Source organism: Enterococcus sp. DIV0691, assembly GCF_051711145.1.
GTDB lineage: Bacteria > Bacillota > Bacilli > Lactobacillales > Enterococcaceae > Enterococcus_B > Enterococcus_B hirae.
The window spans coordinates 536,883-555,922 of the sequence record NZ_JBIOLY010000001.1 but is presented as its reverse complement, the minus strand read 5'-3'; the positions used below and the strand labels follow the sequence as shown (position 1 = coordinate 555,922).

The window sequence follows — 19,040 nt, the reverse complement described above, 5'->3', positions numbered from 1 at the left end:
TATTAAGTGTCAGCTTAATGATAAACTAAAAATGATGATTACTTAAGTAACAGAAAATACAGTTTATTTACTATTCTGTTCGAACAAATAATATTTGCTTGAAAGGATTTATCATATGAAAATATCAATTGTTGTCCCTTGCTATAACGAAGAAAAGACTGTACCGCTTTTTTTCGATGAAGTAGAAAAATTCAAAGACGGACACGAGTTTGAATACTTGTTTATTGATGATGGCTCCTCAGATGGTACGCTACAAGCCATTAAAGCATTAGCGAGAAAATATGAATATGTGAGATTCGTTTCTTTTTCTCGAAATTTCGGAAAAGAAGCTGCCCTCTATGCGGGTTTACAAGCTTCGACTGGGGAGCTAATCACAGTAATGGACGTTGATTTACAAGATCCTCCAGAATTACTACCACTCATGATTGAAAAAATCACGACAACTGACATTGATTGCGTAGGAACGAGACGCTCAACAAGAGAAGGAGAACCAGTGATTCGGAGTTTCTTCGCTAAACGGTTCTATCAGTTGATCAATAAAATCAGTGACACAGAAATGGTAGATGGTGCAAGAGATTTCCGCTTGATGACTCGACAGATGGTTGATGCTGTTTTAGAGTTAACCGAGTACAATCGTTTTTCAAAAGGATTATTTAGTTGGGTCGGTTTCAAAACAGAGTATCTTTCTTTTGAAAACCGTGAACGAGTGGCTGGTGAAACCTCTTGGTCTTTTTGGAAATTATTCAATTATTCGATTGATGGAATCGTCAATTTTTCAGATGCACCACTAACGATCGCCTCTTTCACTGGCGCTCTTTCTTGTATTGGTTCGGGAATTGCTATTTTATTTATCATTGCACGAGCCTTATTATTTGGTGACCCGACAGCAGGCTGGCCTTCAATGGTATCGATCTTTTTATTTATCGGCGGCATCCAATTACTATGCCTAGGGATCATTGGCAAATACATTGGTAAAATTTTCCTTGAAACCAAACAACGCCCCGTTTATATCATACGTGAAACAGAACAAACCATCGTTTCTCGTGAAAAAGAATAAATCGTGAATACTGACCGTGGTGAGAATAGCTATTTCTATTTCGAGATGTTCTCCCTTCGTGCCCAAGGTTTTCTCTATAAAAAAACACCTGAAATGAGCGTGTGATTTCAGGTGTTTTTTTATTTTTCTAGTTAGCAAATACATTACTTCTAAACATAACAATAACATTCCGATAAAGCTATTGAATGAATCTCTGTCACATTATAGGCAGGTAAAAGAAAAAAGACTAGCTGGTAGAGGAAACATTGGACGTTTCCTTTTGATTTACGACATTTTTTTCGCTGATGCATTGTTTAATTTGTTTAATTAGTTCTTGCCAATTATGATTGTTGGGCAATCGTTGCCATAAGATATGGGTACATTGAAGGTTTCCTAAATGAAAGTCAGAAATATAGATATCCGTTTTCGAAGAAATAACTTTTTCAATGACTATTTTTCCAGCTAAGGAATATTGGAGATGTTCTGCAATAAACTCTTCATACGCTTTTCCATAAGAAAAATCCAACGTAATATAAACAGCTTCTTCAACTGCTTCTAAGGGAAAATTTTCAATCAATTCCATCATATAGTACATGTATAAATCTGCTTTTTCTTCTTCATTAAGTAAAATAGAACGAGCTGTTTCCATAATAGTTTCATTGACTTTCTGATCAAATAAAGGATATTCTTCTCTTAAAAATTGAAAATTATGGATATTTCCAAAACGATGATGGATATCGGGCATAAATAACAACCGTTCATGTATCGGTTGCACATTTTTCAATAACACTTTAAACAGATGTTGATCAACAAAAGTTGAATCAGCAATACCTTTTAGCATACTTGAATAATTATTGTTAAAAATTGACAGTGTCGGATCTAGTTCAGAAAAATCTAGACAAGACTTCTTATCAATGATCCGATTAACATATAAATAGGCATACAAGACTGAAGCTTCTTTTACTGCTACTGTATCTGATATTTGGTACTCTGTCTTCAATTTTCCTGCAAGTTTTTGAACCAATATTGAGGTCTGATCAACTTTGATCGTCAGATGTGCTTCATCCAAATACGCTTTTCTCTGAATCCGAAGCGCACTGATTGATAGAAATAAAGATAATTTATAACGTAAACTATTACGGATTCTAATCCTAAAAAATTGTTCGATCCAAAATACAAGCCGGTCACTTTGATTTTTTTGTTGCTCAGTAAAAGGGGAATCAATCCCATTCAAATTATGGAGAATGCCATAGCCCACCGAGCGAATCTTCCATTCATTCCCTACTATCTTATTTTTCTTAATAATGAGATGATCTTTTTCTAACAATTTATTGATTCGTTTTTTATAAAGATATAAAGAAGAATTTGAAATGTAATGATCGGTCGTAAATTTATTAATCGGTCGGTTTGAAAACAGCAGGAAAATAAGCAGCTGATAAGTTAGCGAACTATTTAAATAGTGCTGACGTAATTTAAGAATGTTCTCATCACAAATAAAAGAATATACTTGAATAACGCCCCGCTTTACGACAAAAAAATCATTTAAGCATAATTTCTGTTCTAGCTCCATTTTCAACTCATGAATTAATTTACTTAATTTAAATTTAGATATACCTGTTTTCTGCGCTAAAAAAGAGATTTCTACTCTTTCACCAAGTTTTGTCTGAATAAGTTCCAGAAGTTTAATTTTCATTTTTGAGTTTTCATCTAGCAACTGAACGATATCCATTTCGCCATTCCTTTCCCTAATTACTTCCAGTAGATGAATTCAATACACTAGAAGTATGTTAATTATTCAGTTTTGCTCTTTTTCCAAAAGACCTGATTGTCTTCAAGAGCATTGAATCCTATTCCAAACATTTCGAATCAGAGGCTAGAAAGGTTCTTTTCGTTCGTTTTTGACAAACTTCGTTGTTTTATTTGTTGCTGTGTAGTTGGTTTTATTTGTTGTTTTATTTGCTGATGAACTTGATAAACGATCTGTTTTACTTCATTTTTATTTATATTTTGAGTTTCAACAAGCTCTTTATTTTGAAGTTGACTAGGAATTTTAGGCGCTTCATTTATCGTTATTTTATGGTAAACATAAGTAACTGGTTGATACTGATCATTCAATGCATCCATACGCTCATCTGAAAACTTGCTCTCATCCAAAAGATTTCTTTCAAGTGTCGCTGCGTAAGCAAATGTTGTCCCGTTAGTAAGAACCTGACCAACAACTAACCCCATCACCAATACCTGATAAATTTTTTTCTTTTTCATTTTTCCCTCCTAATTTAAAATAAATTCAAATATATAATTAGAATAGAGTGTTTTTTATTGAATAAACACCAATTTTTTCCGTTTTTTTCTATTTTTTTCACTTTTAAAATAAAAAATAATAGTATTATGAAGGTTTGCTGATGTTTGCATATAAATATGAAAAATAAATAACTAATTTCAAGTGAATTTTTTTTGATCGTCAAATTTCTTCAACTTTTAAATCAGAAGGTCATGAAGCAAGATCATACAGAACATCGTTTATTTCAATATAAAAATATAACTACAGAACTAGTTTGCTATCATTAATAACGACAAATAAATAACCAATAAAAAAATCGGTATAACATTTTAAAAAATAGTAATCTATATTTACAGTGAAAAAAAAAGGCGACTTAGATAGCAAATAAAGGAATAATGTGCCAAATAATTGACTTGATTTAAGAAAAAAATCATTTCCTATCCGCTTTTTTCCTATCCATAATTTTACATTTATTAGAAATCCCACTTAGTTTTTTTATAAAAAAGAACGAAACCTCTAGTTGTGCCAAACTCCTTTATTTTTCAACAGTTTTATGATTCCATCTGTTTTAGCACTTGACGGCTGTCATTTGTTCAACAAAAAAACATCAAAACTAGTAGAATCTACTAATTTTGATGTTTAAAAATTGGTTGAAGAACCAGATCTTGATGCTTCTTCTCAGTTATTGAATAGTAAAACAGATCCAGAATAGACATCACCGTATCCGCTATTTTTAATGATGGTCCTTCCTCTACTTTTCAAATTCCTTACGAAAAAAAGCAACGATCTCAAAATAAAAAATCTGTGAGATCATTGCTTTTATAAATGATGCCAGCTATAGGGATCGAACCTACGACCTACGCGTTACGAGTGCGTTGCTCTACCAACTGAGCTAAGCTGGCGTTTCCATATGAAATTATATACGTATTTTAAAAATTTGTAAAGGCACAAGTGTAAATTTCGTTCTATTTCATGATTTTTTTCATAAAACGTGGTATAATTGATATGAAAGGCAGGTTTTATGAAAATGGCAACGTTTGGAAAATTTGATACAACTATCGTACCGTCAGAATTTGGGGAAAAATTTACGATCGACACTCACGTGACATTTATGATTCATGGAACACCGCAAACTGGAACAATTTCAAAACAACTGAAAAACTCGGCTGTGGTTGAAATTGACAAAACAGATGAAAATGCCAATTTAATGACGCAAAGCAAAGGTGTAATCATCATCAATTACAAAGAATTGAAGAAAATTTAACACTGACCATCTCTGCGTTTTTTGGGATGGTTTTTTTATTTGAAAAATTTCATCAACTATCTAGGATTACTTATTCCATTCATGGGATCATAAACGTGCCTATTGTTCTCTCTAACTAAAAAACAGTTTTTTTCTCACATCAATAAAGACTTATGAGATGTCAAAAACTATCCTCTATTCTTTTGCTGTTCCTCTTGTTCACTTAAGATTCCGCAAGACTCCATCCGTTTTTTCAAATTCCGTATATTCTTTGATCCATCTTCTTGCAGCTATTCTTTGAATAAACTACTTTCTATCAAAACCATGATAAATTACTAGAATTAATAACAAACAAAAAACCATAATAGAATAAGAAATCCTACTATGGTTTGGTGCCTTAGCGTTTATTATTTTTATTTCGTACCAAATAAACGGTCCCCTGCATCGCCTAGACCTGGAACGATGTAGCCGTGTTCATTCAATTTTTCATCTAATGCAGCTGTGTAGATGTCAATATCTGGATGTGCTTCTTGTAAAGCTTTTACACCCTCTGGAGCAGCTACTAGACAAACAAATTTGATATTTGAAGCGCCACGTTCTTTTAATGCATCGATCGCCATGATCGCTGAGCCACCTGTCGCTAACATTGGGTCAACAACAAATAATTGTCGTGCATCGATATCTTCAGGTAATTTTACGAAATATTCATGAGGTTCAAATGTTTCTTCGTCACGGTATAACCCGATATGTCCGACTTTCGCAGCTGGGATCAATTCTAAAATACCGTCAACCATCCCAATACCTGCTCGTAGAATCGGAATGATCGCTACTTTTTTACCAGATAACGTTTTTTGAGTTGTTTCTGTAATCGGTGTTTCGATTACGATATCTTCTAATGGCATGTCACGTGATACTTCATATGCCATCAACATAGCAATTTCGTCGACAACCTCACGGAAAACTTTTGTTCCACAGTCTTTGTCACGAATAATAGTTAGTTTATGTTGGATCAATGGATGGTCGATTACTTGGAATTTGCCCATTTTTCTGGTCTCCTTTGTTCTGTCGTTTCTTTTTAATTGTAAAACAAAAAGACCCAATTGACTAGTCAAACCAACAACTTTTCAAAAGAAAATAAAATAAATAAAACAACAGTAATCAAAAATAAAAAAAAGCAGTAAAAAATAACAAAAAAGCTTTGAACAATGAATTTTTTTGTTATTTTTACTGTCTTTTAGTCAGATTAATATTACATATATCTGGTTATATAAATAGGATCATCGATCCTGCTGTAACCACTGAGTCGCTAAAAGCATCGCTGCTCTGGTAGCATCGGTTTGGTCCAATGAATTGACCATCACAAAATCGTGGATCATCCCTTGAAAACGAACCTGGGTGACTGCCACACCTGCATCACGTAACTTCCAAGCATAAGCTTCTCCTTCGTCTCTTAAAACATCCGCTTCACCAGTTAAAATCAAAGCTGGTGGTAAGTCTGCCAACTCTTCAGAAGTCGCTCGTAATGGTGATGCTGTGATTTCTGACCGCTCTGAATCATCAGTTGTATATTGGTCCCAAAACCATTTCATTCCTTCTTTTGTTAAAAAATAGTTTTCGGCAAATTCTTGATAAGAATCAGTAGTGAAATTGGCATCCGTCACCGGATAAAACAAAAGTTGTTTTTGGATGGGCACCCCTTGGCGTTCTTTGGTTAAAATAGTCATTACAGTTGCCATATTACCTCCAACTGAATCGCCCGCTACCGCTAATTCAGATAAATCTAACCCTTTTGATTCCGCTAGTTCACTTAGCTTTTGTAAGACTGCATAGCTTTGTTCGATCGCTGTTGGATATTTTGCTTCCGGCGAGCGGCTGTACTCTGGAAAAACGACGACCGAGTTCGTGCGAACGGCTAATTCACGAATCAACTTGTCATGAGTTTGTTCGCTACCAAAAACCCAACCAGCTCCATGAATATAGAAAATCACTGGTAATTTATCAGTATTTCCTTCTGGACGGACAAAACGAACGTTGATGGACCCCCATTGACCAGTATCAACCGTTAAATCTTCAATGTCGACTGGTAGTTTATCAACGGGCGATTCTTGGACTTTTTCTAATAGCGCTCGTCCTTCTTCAGGTGGTAATTCGTAGATTCTTGGGTGGGGAGCATTTGCATCACTAAATTCGATTGCTGCTTTTTCTAATGAGATTCGTTCGGTCATCATGGTTCCTCCCTAGATTATAATAAAAAGCCAAATTACACCTCATATACTAGTGAGCCCCAATGAAAAAGTCAAAAAATCAGTTTGTTTGTTTTCTCTCAAACTCAGTAAACATAAGCATTCCCCATACTTCCCCCAGTACCTGCGTCTTAGTTTATCCAATCATTAAAACAAAACCTCAACACTTCCACACCTAATCCATCTCAATCCTATATCTCAGCCTATTTTAAATAGATCTCACCAATGTATTCGTGCTGCATCGATAGAAGAACACTTTTGCCTAAATAAAACTAAAACACCCAAAAGAAGCGATTCCAACAACTTTCCCTTGAAAAAGTATCTACACACAATAAGCCATTTCAAAAAATAATCCAAAGAATTCCAAAAACAGGAGAAGCGATTTTGGATTCTTCGGATTATTTTTAATACACAGTAAATTTCAGCAAACTAAGAATTTTGGAACAGTTGCTTTTTTATGTCTGCTGATGGTACTTCTTGCGTTAAGCGACTCGTTTTGTAGTGATTATTCCTTTTATTTATTATATAAAGGATATTTTTCAGTCAATTCACGCACACCAGCTTTGACTTCAGCTAATTCGGCTTCATTCTCTTTGGCTTGTAAAGCTTTGACGATCAATTCCGCCACCTTCGCAGCATCTTCTTCTTTGAAGCCTCTTGTAGTAATTGCTGGAGTACCGATACGGATACCGCTAGTCTTGAACGGGCTAAGTGTTTCAAATGGAATTGAATTTTTGTTAACCGTAATATTCACACTATCTAAAATACTTTCGGCTTCTTTCCCGTTTAACTCTAATCCACGGACATCGATTAAAACTAAATGATTATCCGTTGCGCCAGAGACCACTCTTGTACCGATTGCTTGATTGAAGACTTTTGCCATCGCTTTGGCATTAGCAATAATCTGTTCACTGTATTCTTTAAATTCAGGTGTCAATGCTTCTTTGAATGCTGCTGCTTTCCCTGCAATGACATGCTCTAGTGGTCCACCTTGGATGCCAGGGAAAACTGCACTATTGATTTTTTTCGCTAATTCTTCATTATTGGTCAAAATCATACCACCACGTGGTCCACGTAATGTTTTATGAGTGGTTGTCGTAGTAATGTCCGCATAAGGGATTGGACTTGGATGGACACCAGCTGCAACTAAGCCAGCGATATGTGCCATATCAACCATTAATTTCGCACCAACTTCATCAGCGATTTCTCTAAATTTTTCAAAATCAATGATTCTACCATAGGCACTTGCTCCGGCAACGATCAATTTTGGTTGATGTTTTCTAGCTAAAATCCGCACAACATTGTAATCAATGACTTCTGTTGTTGGATCAACACCATAGGCTACAAAATGGTACGTTTTTCCACTAAAGTTCACAGGAGAACCATGAGTCAAATGTCCACCTGCTGAAAGATCCATCCCTAAAATCGTGTCACCAGGTTCTACTAAAGCAAGATATGCTGCCGTGTTCGCTTGTGAACCAGAATGAGGTTGAACATTGACAAATTTTGCACCGAATAATTCTTTTGCACGATCAATCGCTAAACTTTCGACGATATCGACAAATTCACAGCCACCATAATAACGATGCCCAGGGTAACCTTCTGCATATTTATTTGTCAAGATACTTCCTTGAGCCGCCATCACTGCTTCAGAGACAAAATTTTCGGAAGCGATAAGTTCCAAATTATTTTCTTGTCTTTCTTCTTCTTTTGCGATTGCTGCCCATAAATCTGGGTCAAACGTTTTGTAGTCTACCACACACAACAGCTCCTTCTTATTGTTTACTAAGAAATCATGAATCAACTAGCAATCTATGCACGATCAGCTAAAATCCTTAACTGGTCATTCAGATCGCTGTAAAAAGCTATATCTCACGAATGATTGCTGATTCTTTCTCTTTTGAACATGATCTCTCAGTTTTATTCAAATTTATTCAAGTAGAGTTTACTTTATTGCATTGTATCATAATAAAGTATGGGTACAAGCTACCTACGTTCTTTTTTCAAAATATTTTTGTCCCGCTGATTTTTTTAAGCGATTCATATAAGCATTTCCCAGACCTTCTTCTGGAAATACTGCAACAAAGATCATATCAAGTCCAAGGTTCTTCTCATCTAACCCACGTAATCCTGCAAATAATCCTTTCGTAGCGGCTTCTACTGAATCATCAAAATACATGTAGACTGCTGCTACATCAAAACGAACAGCTTCAGCAATTTTAGGACCTGCAATTACTCCAACACGCAAATGTTCTTCTTTCGCCCATTTTACAGCGGCTTCCCAATCATTTTCTTGGACCATCATGACTTGCGTATCAGGCGAATAGTGCTTATATTTCATTCCTGGTGATTTAGGTGTTTCAGTACTTTGGACTAAATGACGATCAACGGCTACCTTTCCACCGATCACTTTTTCAAGCTGTTCTTTGGTCACCGCTCCTGGACGTAAAATCATGGGTTCACGATCCGGATCACTGAGATCGATCACGGTTGATTCCACACCAATTCGGGTTGCACCATCATCAATGATCCCATTGATTTTTCCTTTTAAATCATGGTAGACATGTTCCGCAGTCGTTGGACTAGGTTTTCCCGAAGTATTCGCACTAGGACCAACAATTGGTATACCAGCTAATTGGATGACTTCAAGTGTTTTTTTGTTATCTGGCATACGAAAAGCAGCTGTGGATAACCCACCTGTTACAATAGGTGGTAAAGACCCTTTTTTGATCTCAAAAATAAGTGTTAAGGGACCTGGCCAGAAATGATTGACGATTTTTTCCGTTAAAGGATGAAAGTTATCCACAAATTGTTTTACTTGCTCAAACGATGAAACATGGACAATCAAAGGATTATCTTGTGGACGACCTTTGACCGAAAACACTTCGGTTACCGCTTCAGGCAAAAGTGCATTAGCGCCTAGTCCATAGACAGTTTCAGTTGGAAAAGCAACGAGTTCGCCACTTTTTAATGCTTGTGCTGCTTCTGATAATTGTTCTTCATGATAATAGTTTGTTTCCACAGTCTATCCACACCCTCATTTTTCAATATGCTTGATTTATTCTACTTTATCCTCATGTTATCAACAGAGTGTTGATAACTATTTTGTCAATAGTGGATAAGTATGTTGATAAGTCAATAACTCGTTTTCATCCTTGTAAAATCAATGTTTTTTTATGATAAAAAAACATAAAAAATATTTTTCATCCACAATCAGCTCATCACAGAAACTATTCGTTCATTTCCAAATAAATCTTTATGAATACTTACTTGTTTATTGGGGAATGCCGTTTGAAAGATTTGTTTCACGATCTCCCCTTGGCTAAATCCTATTTCCAAAAATAGTTTTCCCTCTGGTTTCAAACATTGTTTTGCTTCTTTTGCTATTTTTTTATAGATGGCTAATCCTTCATCTTCGGCAAATAATGCCATTTTAGGTTCAAATGTCCGAACACTTTCATCCATCAATTCCCATTCATCGAAACGAATATACGGCGGGTTGGAAATAATGACGTCAAAGGTTTGATCACTGACCGGTGCTAGTGTATCTCCATGATAAAAATGGATCGCCAGTCCAGCTTGTTGCGCATTCTCTTTCGCTACTGAAAGAGCTGCTGGAGATAAGTCCACAGCCGAAACGTCCCAGTTCTTTCTTTCAGCTTTTAAACTGATCGCAATTGCCCCTGTTCCTGTTCCAATATCTATGACCTTCAAGTTTTGTTCTGACGTTTCTTGCAAACATCGTTCAACTAATTCTTCTGTTTCCGGTCTAGGGATCAAAGTGTCCTGTGTCACTTTTAGGCGGTGACCATAAAAGTCAGCATATCCCAACAAATATTGAGGCGGATAATTGTTCATCAAATGCTCCAGATCTTGTTCGATCATCTGTTGATCTTCGCTAGAAATGGGCTCATTCATCTGCAACAACCAATCAAGTTTTTGCCAGCCTTTACGTTCAAGAAAAAGAAATTGGATACTATGACCTTCTTTTCCATGATCTTCTAAAAAAGAAGAAGCCCGTGATAGGACTTCTAAATACGTGGTCTTACCCATTTTGCATTTCTTCCAATTTTGATGTTTGGTCATACATGATCAACGCATCCACGATCTCATCCATTTTTCCAGCAAGGATTTGATCTAATTTTTGGATAGTTAAACCAATACGATGGTCAGTCACACGGTTTTGCGGGAAATTATACGTACGGATCCGCTCAGAGCGATCACCCGTTCCAACGGCTGATTTACGGTTTGCATCGTATTCACTTTGTGCTTCTTGTTGAATTTTATCATAGACACGGGCACGTAAAATCTTCATGGCTTTTTCACGGTTTTTCAGCTGTGAACGTTCATCTTGCATTGCTACCACAATTCCAGTAGGTAAATGAGTTAGACGAACTGCCGATGCTGTTTTATTGACGTGCTGACCGCCAGCCCCTGATGCATGATAGATATCTGTTCTGATATCTTTATCTTCAATATCGATTTCTACTTCTTCTGCTTCTGGCATGACCACAACGGTTGCTGTTGATGTGTGGATTCGTCCTTGTGATTCTGTAGATGGCACTCGTTGTACACGATGCGCACCACTTTCATATTTTAATTTTGAATAGACATTTTCTCCAGAGATCATCATGATGACTTCTTTATAGCCACCGATACCAGTAATACTTGCCTCCATCACTTCCGTTTTCCAACCTTGTGATTCTGCATATTTCTGATACATGTTGAATAAGTCACCAGCAAATAACGCTGCTTCATCTCCACCTGCTGCCCCGCGGATTTCCATGATGATGTTTTTATCATCGTTCGGGTCCTTTGGTAGTAATAAGATTTTGATTTTTTCTTCTAATTCTTCTTTTTCTTTTTTCAAATCAGATAATTCTTCTTTGGCCATTTCAGCCATTTCATCATCCAACTTTTCACCTAACAGCTCTTCTGTATCTTTGATCCCTTGGACGACATCTTTGTAACGACGGTAGACATCAACAGTTTCACGAGTGTTTGCTTCTTCTTTTGACAATTGCATAAAACGTTTCGTATCTGAAATTACTTCTGGATCGCTTAATAGCTCGCCCAGTTCTTCATAACGGTCTTCAATTGCTTGTAATTGATCGTACATCTTTATTCTCCTTCTGTCATAATTGATGGTTCAAAATAGTGTTTCCGACAAACGGGGTAATAGGCTTCATTTCCACCAATTTGTACCTGATCCCCCTCGTAAACTGGTTGACCATCGATATAATGTAAATTCATGATTGCTTTCTTATGGCAGAACCAACAGATCGTTTTCATCTCTTCGATTTTGTCTGCATAAAGCAATAGATATTTTGATCCTTCAAATAACTCATTTCTAAAATCATTCTTCAAACCAAATGCCATCACCGGAATGTTTAATTCATCAACAATTTTCGTAAACGCAATTACGTGTTTTTTCTTTAAAAATTGCGCCTCGTCGATCAATATACAATATGGCTTATCCTCCATTTGAAAAATGACATCAAAGACATCTGTTTCTTCAAAAATCGGCGTGGCTTCTCTTTTTAACCCAATACGACTAGAGACAACACCAACACCATCTCTGGTATCGATCCCACTTGTCATCAAGACAACTGGTTTATTCTGTTCTTCATAATTATGTGCGACTTTTAAGATCTCAATTGTCTTGCCGCTATTCATTGCGCCATACTTAAAAAATAGTTGTGCCATTTACTTGCTCACCTTCCAGTTTGTTCCTATGGTATTATACTTGATTTTCATTATTTTTTACAGTGAGAATTTTTCATCTGGTAAAAACGTTACTTTAGATTAAAACACTCATACATTTAAAACAATAGCTGCGTGTCTTTCAATTCTTCAAGATCAACTAGTGGTTTGGGAAAACAGATTTTTTTGCTATACTTAATAAAATTCATCTAACTTATGAAGTCAGGAGTGACCTTATGTCAGAAATCTTCAATCAAATCGCAAACCATTATGATACTCCCGAAAGAAAAGCACTAGCAAAAATTATTCAAGACGAACTAATTTCTCAACTACCTTCTTCCACCAAAGAACTGACTTTTATGGATTATGGCGGAGGTACCGGTTTGGTTTCGTTATCTTTAGCTGACCGATTCAAGCAACTTCTTCTAGTTGATTCCTCTGATGCGATGCTAACAATTGCTGAAGACAAAATTAAGACTAGCGGATTAACAAACGTCTCTTCGGTAACGTTCGATGCCACAACCGAATCTATCGATCAAAAAATCGATCAAAAAGTAGATCTTATTTTGATGTCATTAGTCCTACTGCATATTCCTAACACACGTTTGATCTTAGAAAAACTCTACCACATGCTTACGCCAAACGGTCAACTTTTGATCATTGATTTTGATCACAATGATGCGATCAACCATCCAAAAGTCCATAATGGGTTTGACCATGAAGCACTTATGGCTCTACTTGAACAAATTGGGTTTCATTCCACGAATATCTACACTTTTCACTCTGGTAAAAATTTATTCATGAACCAAGATGCTTCTTTGTTTTTTGCTAGCGGAAAAAAATAAAAAATAAGCCACAAAATCCTTAAAATAGGAAAGACTATTTCGGATTCTGTGGCTTATTTTCTGGGCTAGACAACTTGGTCATGACCACTGTTGCCTACATTTTTGCTCATGCTCTTTCTGATACCTACTCAGAAAGAGACTTAAAAGATTTTGATTTCGTTCAAAGGCCAGTAACGGAAAACTACTTTTCCTTGAATCATGTCTGCATCCACCAAACCAAATATTCGGCTATCTTTAGAGATCAAACGATTATCTCCTAAAACTAAATATTTTCCTTTGGGCACGACATATTCAAAATCACTTGTGAAATGCTGCGAATTTTCAGCCTGTGCTTGGAAAGCTTCACTGTAAGAATATTCATTCTGCAATTTATCTTTCGCAAAATCTTTTTTAAACTCATTTAAATAAGACTCATTATATTTTTTACCATTAATCGTCAATTGATCATTTTCCATTTTCACGGTATCGCCCGGCATGCCAATGATTCGTTTAACGATCATTCGTTCTTCATCTCCAGGTTCTTTCGTCGTGATAATATCAAAGCGTTCATACTTTGAGATTTTCGACGAGATCAATCGTTGACCATCACTCAACGTCGGATCCATTGAATGTCCATTAACGGTAACTGGCGTAAATACATAGACCCGAGCTAATAAAATAGCTGCTAGTACTACGATCAAAATACCCCAATTTTTAAAAAATTCTTTCACAACATACCTCCCGCTTTACTTTTGTTTTCTCTTCGTATTATTCAATTGATTTTTTTATTGTTCTTTTTTATTTTACCTTTTTTAGAAAGTAAAGGAAAGAATAAGAATACATCACGTATAACTCTATTTTTTTCTTTTATTATTCAAAGGGAGATTCTGTCATTTTTCATCCACAATTTTCCAACCTGTCTTGATCAACGTGATCCATTAACTTCGTGAATGCTTTCTTCGTTGACTTCTACTGTAAACCATTGCTTCATTTTCTGGTTGTTCTTTTTTCACGATAAGTTTTAAACGATAAGGCTCATGATACCTTAAGCCTTCTTTGACGAAGTCACCACCTACAATAAACAACCCAACTGGTTCGAGCTTTTCATCCGCCGAATCCATAAGAATCGTTCCAACAGGGGCTAAATCCGAGTAGCTGCGCCCAATACTCAACTGATATTCTTTTTCTGCTACTTTTTTAACGTAATAATAAGGATAAAGTGTGTTACGATCCACAAGATAGCCATCCATTCTTCCTAGATCATTTGTTTTAATCTCACCATTCCCGATTAAATAACGCATGTTTTCAGCTAATCGCAATTGATAATCTTCATCATAAGAAACACTGACTTCTTTCGTGTTCACTTTGTCGATTGCACCGCTATTCAGCATCGCTTCTTCTGTTTGAATATTGAATGCTTCTTCCGGTAAATATTTGACAAACAATTGTGTCACATCCGCTTTGGTATTCTTATCCAGAAAGTAATAAAACACATTCAAAATGATAAAATACACTAACACTAAAAAGCCGATTCCATACAAGAAAAATTGTAAGTAATTTTGGTTTTGCCAAAGTCCATAAATAATCCGTAAAAGATACATCGTTGGGATCACACTTAAAATCGTATAGCCTCGATTTAAATATTTAGGACTAATATCTAAATAACCTAAAAACTTATGCACGCTATTGATAATATCTAATAAAATTGTCATTGTGAATCACCTGCTTGCTGATTATACACTTGCTTCCCATCTGTATTTTGGGTTGGCGTTACATTTTTCACGGTAGCCTCTCCACTATCTTGTCCTTCAGTACTTGGTGTCGTATTACTTGGTACTGTTGACGAACTTGAGCTTGGTTCTGTATGATTTCCTCCATTGATCGCATTCGTATCACTGGTTTCGGATGAACTGCTTCCTTGCTTGTCAGACTTTTCTTTCGAACTACTTGGTTGCTCTGTAGAATACGTATTTTCATTGGTTGAACTCGTATTTTCTTCCCATGTGCTCGATGAATCATTCGTCTGATCCAGTGTTGTCGACGTTTCATTAGATGTGGTCTCTGGTGTTGATGTTGGTGTTGTTTCTTCCACCGAACTTGAACTAGGGGTACGATAACTTGAGCTGTTGACAACACCGGTCGCAGTAGCAACGATTGTTGAAATAGTTAAGACTGCTATTGGTTTCAAAATAGGTGCTACTTTTCGCATCATATCTCTTCCTTTATGTTTTATTTTTCATCACTATTATTTTTTATGCTTGGTCTAAAATTCATTTTTCCACCAAACTGAATATTCATTTTCAATCGAATCAATCGCTTTTATTTTGACACTTAATTATACTTAACATAAATTTCTTATTTTTTTCTTACGTTTTCTTGAAAATTTTATAATAGAGCTAATTAATTGAAATTTTTGAACTTGCTAAATAATCCTTTGCTTCTTGGTTTATTTTCTTTAAATCACAACCTTGCTGTTTAGCTGCAAAGACACAGCCACAGTAACACTGACGAAAAATGTCATACTCTTTACACATCTGGATCGATCGCTCATATCCTTTATTTTTCTTAAAATCACTTGGTAAGTAATGAGTTCCATAAATTTTTTGGATATCCATCCCGATTTGGTTGATCAGAGCAGCATTTTTCTTGGGTGAGATCGTTAATGCACTCCCAAAATAATCATAACCAAGTTCTTGGGCTTTTTGTGCTACCAGGTCTAAACGCATATTAAAACAGGCACTACATCTTGCGCCACCTTCTTTTTCTTCCGTAAGGCCTTGCGTAATGACCATTTTATTAAACTCGCTGGGGCGGTAATCATCAACGATCAGCTGAACATGATGATTGGTTTGCTCGTTAAACTGATCAACAAATCGCTTTTGTTCATGGAGTCTTCTTAAATATTCATTTTTAGGATGGATATTAGAATTTGAAAAAAATAAAGTAACCTCTGCAAATTGGCACATAAATTCTAACGTATGTGTGCTGCAAGGAGCACAACAAGTATGGATTAATATTTTGGGTCGAGTTTCTTCTTGTTGCCATTGTTGGATCATTTTTTGTAGTACTCGATCATAATTTATTTTCTGGTTTTTCATTTTTTCAACAATTACCTTTGCATCAATCATTGGGAGACCTCGCTATTCTTCAATTCTTCCATAATTATATGCTATTTGATAGCAAATCAAAAGAAAACGTACATTTTGTTTAAGATTTCTTTGAGTATTATTTATAACCTCGGTATACTGAAAGAAACAACTTTTAAAAAGGAGGATAGTTTCTTGAAATTAACCCTTTTCATGCGGAAATTAAGACGTCGAAGCGAACGTTACGCTTCTAGTCATTTTTCTTCAATCCAAGTCATTGTTTTTTACTATCTTATTATGACCATTGTCTCTTTAGGATTGTTTTACATTCCTTTTTTTCGTGAACCAGATAGTCACGTACCTTTTATCGATATGCTTTTCATGGCGATCAGTACAATCAGTGTAACGGGATTGTCCACATTTGATATTAATTCGGCTTTTAATGATAACGGGGTAATCTTACTTGAAATACTATTCCAAGTAGGTGGATTAGGGATTATGATGATCTCTACTGCTTTTATTATCTTTTCTAAACGAAGAATCACGTTACGACAGCGACAACTGATCATGACGGATATGAATCAGCCACGCTTATCTGGTATTGTTCGTTTGATTCGTATCACCTTTGTAATTTTGTTGTGGTTCCAAGTCCTTTTTGGCGCTTTCTTTTCCATTTATTTCTATTATCGAGGCTACTTTGATCATTGGCGGGATGCACTTTTCTATGGATTTTACCAATCGATTTCTGCTGTGACCAATTCGGGTTTCGATGTCACTGGAAACTCAATCGAGCCGTTTGCACATGACTATCTGTTCCTATTTGTTATCATGTTTTTGATTTTTATTGGTGGGATAGGATTTCCTGTTTTGATGGAATTTCGTGAATGGATTTTGTATAAACGCTCAAAAGCAAAATTACCGTTTCGCTTTTCCTTATTTACAAAATTAGCGGTTTTAGCCTTTATCATCTTATTTGTTGGTGGGACGCTGTTAATCTTTTTACTTGAAAAAGACCATCTTTTTCAAGATTCTAGTTTAAGTGTCAAGTGGATCAATTCTATGTTTTACTCAATGACCACTAGAAATGCTGGCTTACAAATCCATGATTTGGGTAATTTCCAAATCACTACATTGATCGTTTTTTCTTTATTGATGTTCATTGGATGTAGCCCCAGTTCGGTAGGTGGTGGGATTCGTACAACGACCGTAGCAATTATTGGTCTTTATCTCTACTCTTTCCTTAAAAGCGAAGACAACATCAATATTTTTGGTCGTCGAATCGATAATGATGATGTGCGTAAGTCAGTCGTTGTATTTATGTTATCTCTTGGTATGTGTTTTTTCTGTATCGTCTTTTTATCAGCTACAGAAAATCAGCCTTTAATTGCAATTATCGTTGAAGTAACTTCAGCCTTCGGAACCACTGGCTTATCCCTGGGAATTACTGGGAACTTGTCAGTAATTGGGAAAATCACGATTGCAGCTTTAATGTTTATCGGTCGTATCGGTATGTTGTATACTTTGATGTTATTTGTTCCAAAAGAAACACGAGATTTAGGCTACGAATACCCTACTGAAAAAATCATCATTGGGTAAAATTTCAGACAATCGACAAACCTTGAAAGCCTGAATCTATATTTACTATACAAAAATGCATCCTGTGTCGCTCTAATAAAAATAACCCAAAGTAGGCAGAAAATAGAAAAGCTATTTTCGGTCACTTCGGGTTATTTATTTGTACTGAAAACTTTGTTCTTATTTGTCTAAGAGGATAATAAACTTCCTAAAACAAAAGCAATTAAATCAAAAGCATAATGCACTGCCCAACTAGTATTCAATGACTTTGTTTTTAAATAGGCTTGGTTAAACCAAAGTCTAATTCCTCCTTGAACTAAGATGACTTGCACAATCGTGAACAACGCTGAACTTCCTAGATAAGTTTCAAAATGAATCAGTCCAAAAATAATTGCTGTGAGCAATGATGCCACCTTAGTATTGATCCCCATTTTTTTACGTAAAGTATCAAAAATAGTGATCGAAAATAGTTCTTCTCCCAGTAAAGCAATTGGTAAAATAAATACAAAAAACCACCAAGGATTATCTTGCGCACTATTTGCTTTCGTCTGAATATCTAACAACTGTGCCAGTATTCCCATGATCATCGAAGCCAACATACCATAAATTTGTGAACCAACTAAAATCAGCAAGAATGTTTTTATAAATCGTTTAGGTGTACTAAATAATTGCCTCACACCAACAAAACCAAATACCAGTAAATAGCTTACTAAACCACTAATAACAAGAAAACTAAACTGAATATAATAAAAGTCAACCTGAGTCAACCCATAGAACCCTGCCCCTAATACTCCAAAAGCAATCATTATTCTAAGGACTTGATTATTTGGTTCTGTAATTCTTTTTGTCATATTTCTTGTTCCTCTTCCCTTAAATAATTATCATTTGTTCATTGATTAGTCGCTGACGACCCTTCACATGAGTATTGTTTACGTGTCTTTTATACTGCCCCATCTCCTCAAACAAGCCTTCATCATTGACAGATTTCCAATGATTTATCACGAATGTTTTCCTTTAATTTTCCATAGTATAATCATCTACGAATGAAA

The 19,040-nt window shown here is 35.7% G+C and carries 18 protein-coding genes and 1 tRNA gene; 4 read left to right on the top strand and 15 right to left on the bottom strand.

Annotation, left to right across the window (positions count from 1 at the left end):
* Positions 1-115 precede the first annotated feature (115 nt).
* Positions 116-1,057, top strand: coding sequence for a glycosyltransferase family 2 protein (locus tag IGJ11_RS02515; RefSeq protein ID WP_034699620.1), 942 nt, complete (start codon positions 116-118; stop codon positions 1,055-1,057).
* Between the two features lie 226 nt (positions 1,058-1,283).
* Here IGJ11_RS02515 and IGJ11_RS02510 read toward each other — a convergent pair whose 3' ends face one another.
* From IGJ11_RS02510 to IGJ11_RS02500, 3 genes are all read right to left on the bottom strand, one after another.
* Positions 1,284-2,765: a helix-turn-helix domain-containing protein gene (locus tag IGJ11_RS02510; RefSeq protein WP_438772292.1), complete on the bottom strand. Its 1,482-nt coding sequence runs from the start codon at positions 2,763-2,765 to the stop codon at positions 1,284-1,286.
* Between the two features lie 137 nt (positions 2,766-2,902).
* Positions 2,903-3,298: a hypothetical protein gene (locus tag IGJ11_RS02505; RefSeq protein ID WP_010719991.1), complete on the bottom strand. Its 396-nt coding sequence runs from the start codon at positions 3,296-3,298 to the stop codon at positions 2,903-2,905.
* An 848-nt stretch (positions 3,299-4,146) separates the two neighbouring features.
* Positions 4,147-4,219 (bottom strand) — tRNA-Thr (locus IGJ11_RS02500).
* A 119-nt stretch (positions 4,220-4,338) separates the two neighbouring features.
* Between IGJ11_RS02500 and IGJ11_RS02495 the strand changes: the two genes are divergently transcribed.
* Positions 4,339-4,581 carry a hypothetical protein gene (locus IGJ11_RS02495; protein WP_010719992.1) on the top strand — a complete coding sequence of 81 codons (243 nt, stop codon included), beginning with the start codon at positions 4,339-4,341 and terminating at the stop codon, positions 4,579-4,581.
* A gap of 392 nt (positions 4,582-4,973) precedes the next feature.
* On the opposite strand, the gene upp is transcribed toward IGJ11_RS02495, so the two are convergent.
* The 7 genes from upp to IGJ11_RS02460 form a co-directional block, all read right to left on the bottom strand.
* A complete protein-coding gene (upp, locus tag IGJ11_RS02490) occupies positions 4,974-5,603 on the bottom strand; it encodes a uracil phosphoribosyltransferase (RefSeq protein WP_010719993.1) in 630 nt (209 codons plus the stop codon).
* A gap of 234 nt (positions 5,604-5,837) precedes the next feature.
* Positions 5,838-6,785 carry an alpha/beta hydrolase gene (locus IGJ11_RS02485; RefSeq protein WP_438772290.1) on the bottom strand — a complete coding sequence of 316 codons (948 nt, stop codon included), beginning with the start codon at positions 6,783-6,785 and terminating at the stop codon, positions 5,838-5,840.
* 532 nt (positions 6,786-7,317) lie between these two features.
* Positions 7,318-8,562, bottom strand: coding sequence for a serine hydroxymethyltransferase (gene glyA, locus IGJ11_RS02480; RefSeq protein ID WP_034699610.1), 1,245 nt, complete (start codon positions 8,560-8,562; stop codon positions 7,318-7,320).
* A gap of 231 nt (positions 8,563-8,793) precedes the next feature.
* Complete coding sequence (locus tag IGJ11_RS02475) at positions 8,794-9,825, bottom strand: L-threonylcarbamoyladenylate synthase (RefSeq protein WP_010738400.1); 1,032 nt, start codon at positions 9,823-9,825, stop codon at positions 8,794-8,796.
* Positions 9,826-10,016: 191 nt separating this feature from the next.
* Entirely contained in the window at positions 10,017-10,856 is an 840-nt protein-coding gene (gene prmC / locus IGJ11_RS02470) for a peptide chain release factor N(5)-glutamine methyltransferase (RefSeq protein WP_178286770.1), read from the bottom strand.
* Positions 10,849-11,922, bottom strand: a complete 1,074-nt coding sequence (prfA, locus tag IGJ11_RS02465) for a peptide chain release factor 1 (RefSeq protein ID WP_010719998.1) — start codon at positions 11,920-11,922, stop codon at positions 10,849-10,851. Before prfA ends, prmC begins: the two co-directional genes overlap by 8 nt.
* Before the next feature lie 2 nt (positions 11,923-11,924).
* Complete coding sequence (locus tag IGJ11_RS02460; protein WP_010719999.1) at positions 11,925-12,509, bottom strand: thymidine kinase; 585 nt, start codon at positions 12,507-12,509, stop codon at positions 11,925-11,927.
* A gap of 233 nt (positions 12,510-12,742) precedes the next feature.
* On the opposite strand from IGJ11_RS02460, the gene IGJ11_RS02455 reads away from it, so the two are divergent.
* Positions 12,743-13,351: a class I SAM-dependent methyltransferase gene (locus tag IGJ11_RS02455; protein WP_178286772.1), complete on the top strand. Its 609-nt coding sequence runs from the start codon at positions 12,743-12,745 to the stop codon at positions 13,349-13,351.
* 140 nt (positions 13,352-13,491) lie between these two features.
* On the opposite strand, the gene lepB is transcribed toward IGJ11_RS02455, so the two are convergent.
* The 4 genes from lepB to IGJ11_RS02435 all read right to left on the bottom strand — a co-directional run bounded on the left by lepB (position 13,492) and on the right by IGJ11_RS02435 (position 16,458).
* Positions 13,492-14,061, bottom strand: a complete 570-nt coding sequence (gene lepB, locus IGJ11_RS02450; protein WP_010720001.1) for a signal peptidase I — start codon at positions 14,059-14,061, stop codon at positions 13,492-13,494.
* Between the two features lie 207 nt (positions 14,062-14,268).
* A complete protein-coding gene (locus IGJ11_RS02445; protein WP_010720002.1) occupies positions 14,269-15,042 on the bottom strand; it encodes a DUF6681 family protein in 774 nt (257 codons plus the stop codon).
* Positions 15,039-15,539: a hypothetical protein gene (locus tag IGJ11_RS02440; protein WP_025480242.1), complete on the bottom strand. Its 501-nt coding sequence runs from the start codon at positions 15,537-15,539 to the stop codon at positions 15,039-15,041. Before IGJ11_RS02440 ends, IGJ11_RS02445 begins: the two co-directional genes overlap by 4 nt.
* 187 nt (positions 15,540-15,726) lie before the next feature.
* Positions 15,727-16,458, bottom strand: a complete 732-nt coding sequence (locus IGJ11_RS02435) for an epoxyqueuosine reductase QueH (protein ID WP_063626591.1) — start codon at positions 16,456-16,458, stop codon at positions 15,727-15,729.
* A gap of 171 nt (positions 16,459-16,629) precedes the next feature.
* Here IGJ11_RS02435 and IGJ11_RS02430 point away from each other — a divergent pair, with 171 nt between their 5' ends.
* Positions 16,630-18,012, top strand: a complete 1,383-nt coding sequence (locus IGJ11_RS02430; protein ID WP_148282908.1) for a TrkH family potassium uptake protein — start codon at positions 16,630-16,632, stop codon at positions 18,010-18,012.
* Positions 18,013-18,179: 167 nt separating this feature from the next.
* Here the strand turns inward: IGJ11_RS02430 and IGJ11_RS02425 are convergent, their stop codons facing one another.
* Complete coding sequence (locus tag IGJ11_RS02425; protein ID WP_010720006.1) at positions 18,180-18,842, bottom strand: CPBP family intramembrane glutamic endopeptidase; 663 nt, start codon at positions 18,840-18,842, stop codon at positions 18,180-18,182.
* Between the last annotated feature and the right edge of the window lie 198 nt (positions 18,843-19,040).

Bases quoted from the DNA above. Each gene is read 5' to 3' on its own strand.
- IGJ11_RS02445 (WP_010720002.1), bottom strand. From the start codon at position 15,042: ATGACAATTTTATTAGATATTATCAATAGCGTGCATAAGTTTTTAGGT.
- IGJ11_RS02425 (WP_010720006.1), bottom strand. From the start codon at position 18,842: ATGACAAAAAGAATTACAGAACCAAATAATCAAGTCCTTAGAATAATG.
- IGJ11_RS02505 (WP_010719991.1), bottom strand. From the start codon at position 3,298: ATGAAAAAGAAAAAAATTTATCAGGTATTGGTGATGGGGTTAGTTGTT.
- IGJ11_RS02515 (WP_034699620.1), top strand. From the start codon at position 116: ATGAAAATATCAATTGTTGTCCCTTGCTATAACGAAGAAAAGACTGTA.
- prmC (WP_178286770.1), bottom strand. From the start codon at position 10,856: ATGGGTAAGACCACGTATTTAGAAGTCCTATCACGGGCTTCTTCTTTT.
- IGJ11_RS02510 (WP_438772292.1), bottom strand. From the start codon at position 2,765: ATGGATATCGTTCAGTTGCTAGATGAAAACTCAAAAATGAAAATTAAA.
- upp (WP_010719993.1), bottom strand. From the start codon at position 5,603: ATGGGCAAATTCCAAGTAATCGACCATCCATTGATCCAACATAAACTA.
- IGJ11_RS02430 (WP_148282908.1), top strand. From the start codon at position 16,630: ATGCGGAAATTAAGACGTCGAAGCGAACGTTACGCTTCTAGTCATTTT.
- IGJ11_RS02495 (WP_010719992.1), top strand. From the start codon at position 4,339: ATGAAAATGGCAACGTTTGGAAAATTTGATACAACTATCGTACCGTCA.
- IGJ11_RS02455 (WP_178286772.1), top strand. From the start codon at position 12,743: ATGTCAGAAATCTTCAATCAAATCGCAAACCATTATGATACTCCCGAA.
- prfA (WP_010719998.1), bottom strand. From the start codon at position 11,922: ATGTACGATCAATTACAAGCAATTGAAGACCGTTATGAAGAACTGGGC.
- IGJ11_RS02440 (WP_025480242.1), bottom strand. From the start codon at position 15,539: ATGCGAAAAGTAGCACCTATTTTGAAACCAATAGCAGTCTTAACTATT.
- IGJ11_RS02435 (WP_063626591.1), bottom strand. From the start codon at position 16,458: ATGATTGATGCAAAGGTAATTGTTGAAAAAATGAAAAACCAGAAAATA.
- IGJ11_RS02485 (WP_438772290.1), bottom strand. From the start codon at position 6,785: ATGACCGAACGAATCTCATTAGAAAAAGCAGCAATCGAATTTAGTGAT.
- IGJ11_RS02460 (WP_010719999.1), bottom strand. From the start codon at position 12,509: ATGGCACAACTATTTTTTAAGTATGGCGCAATGAATAGCGGCAAGACA.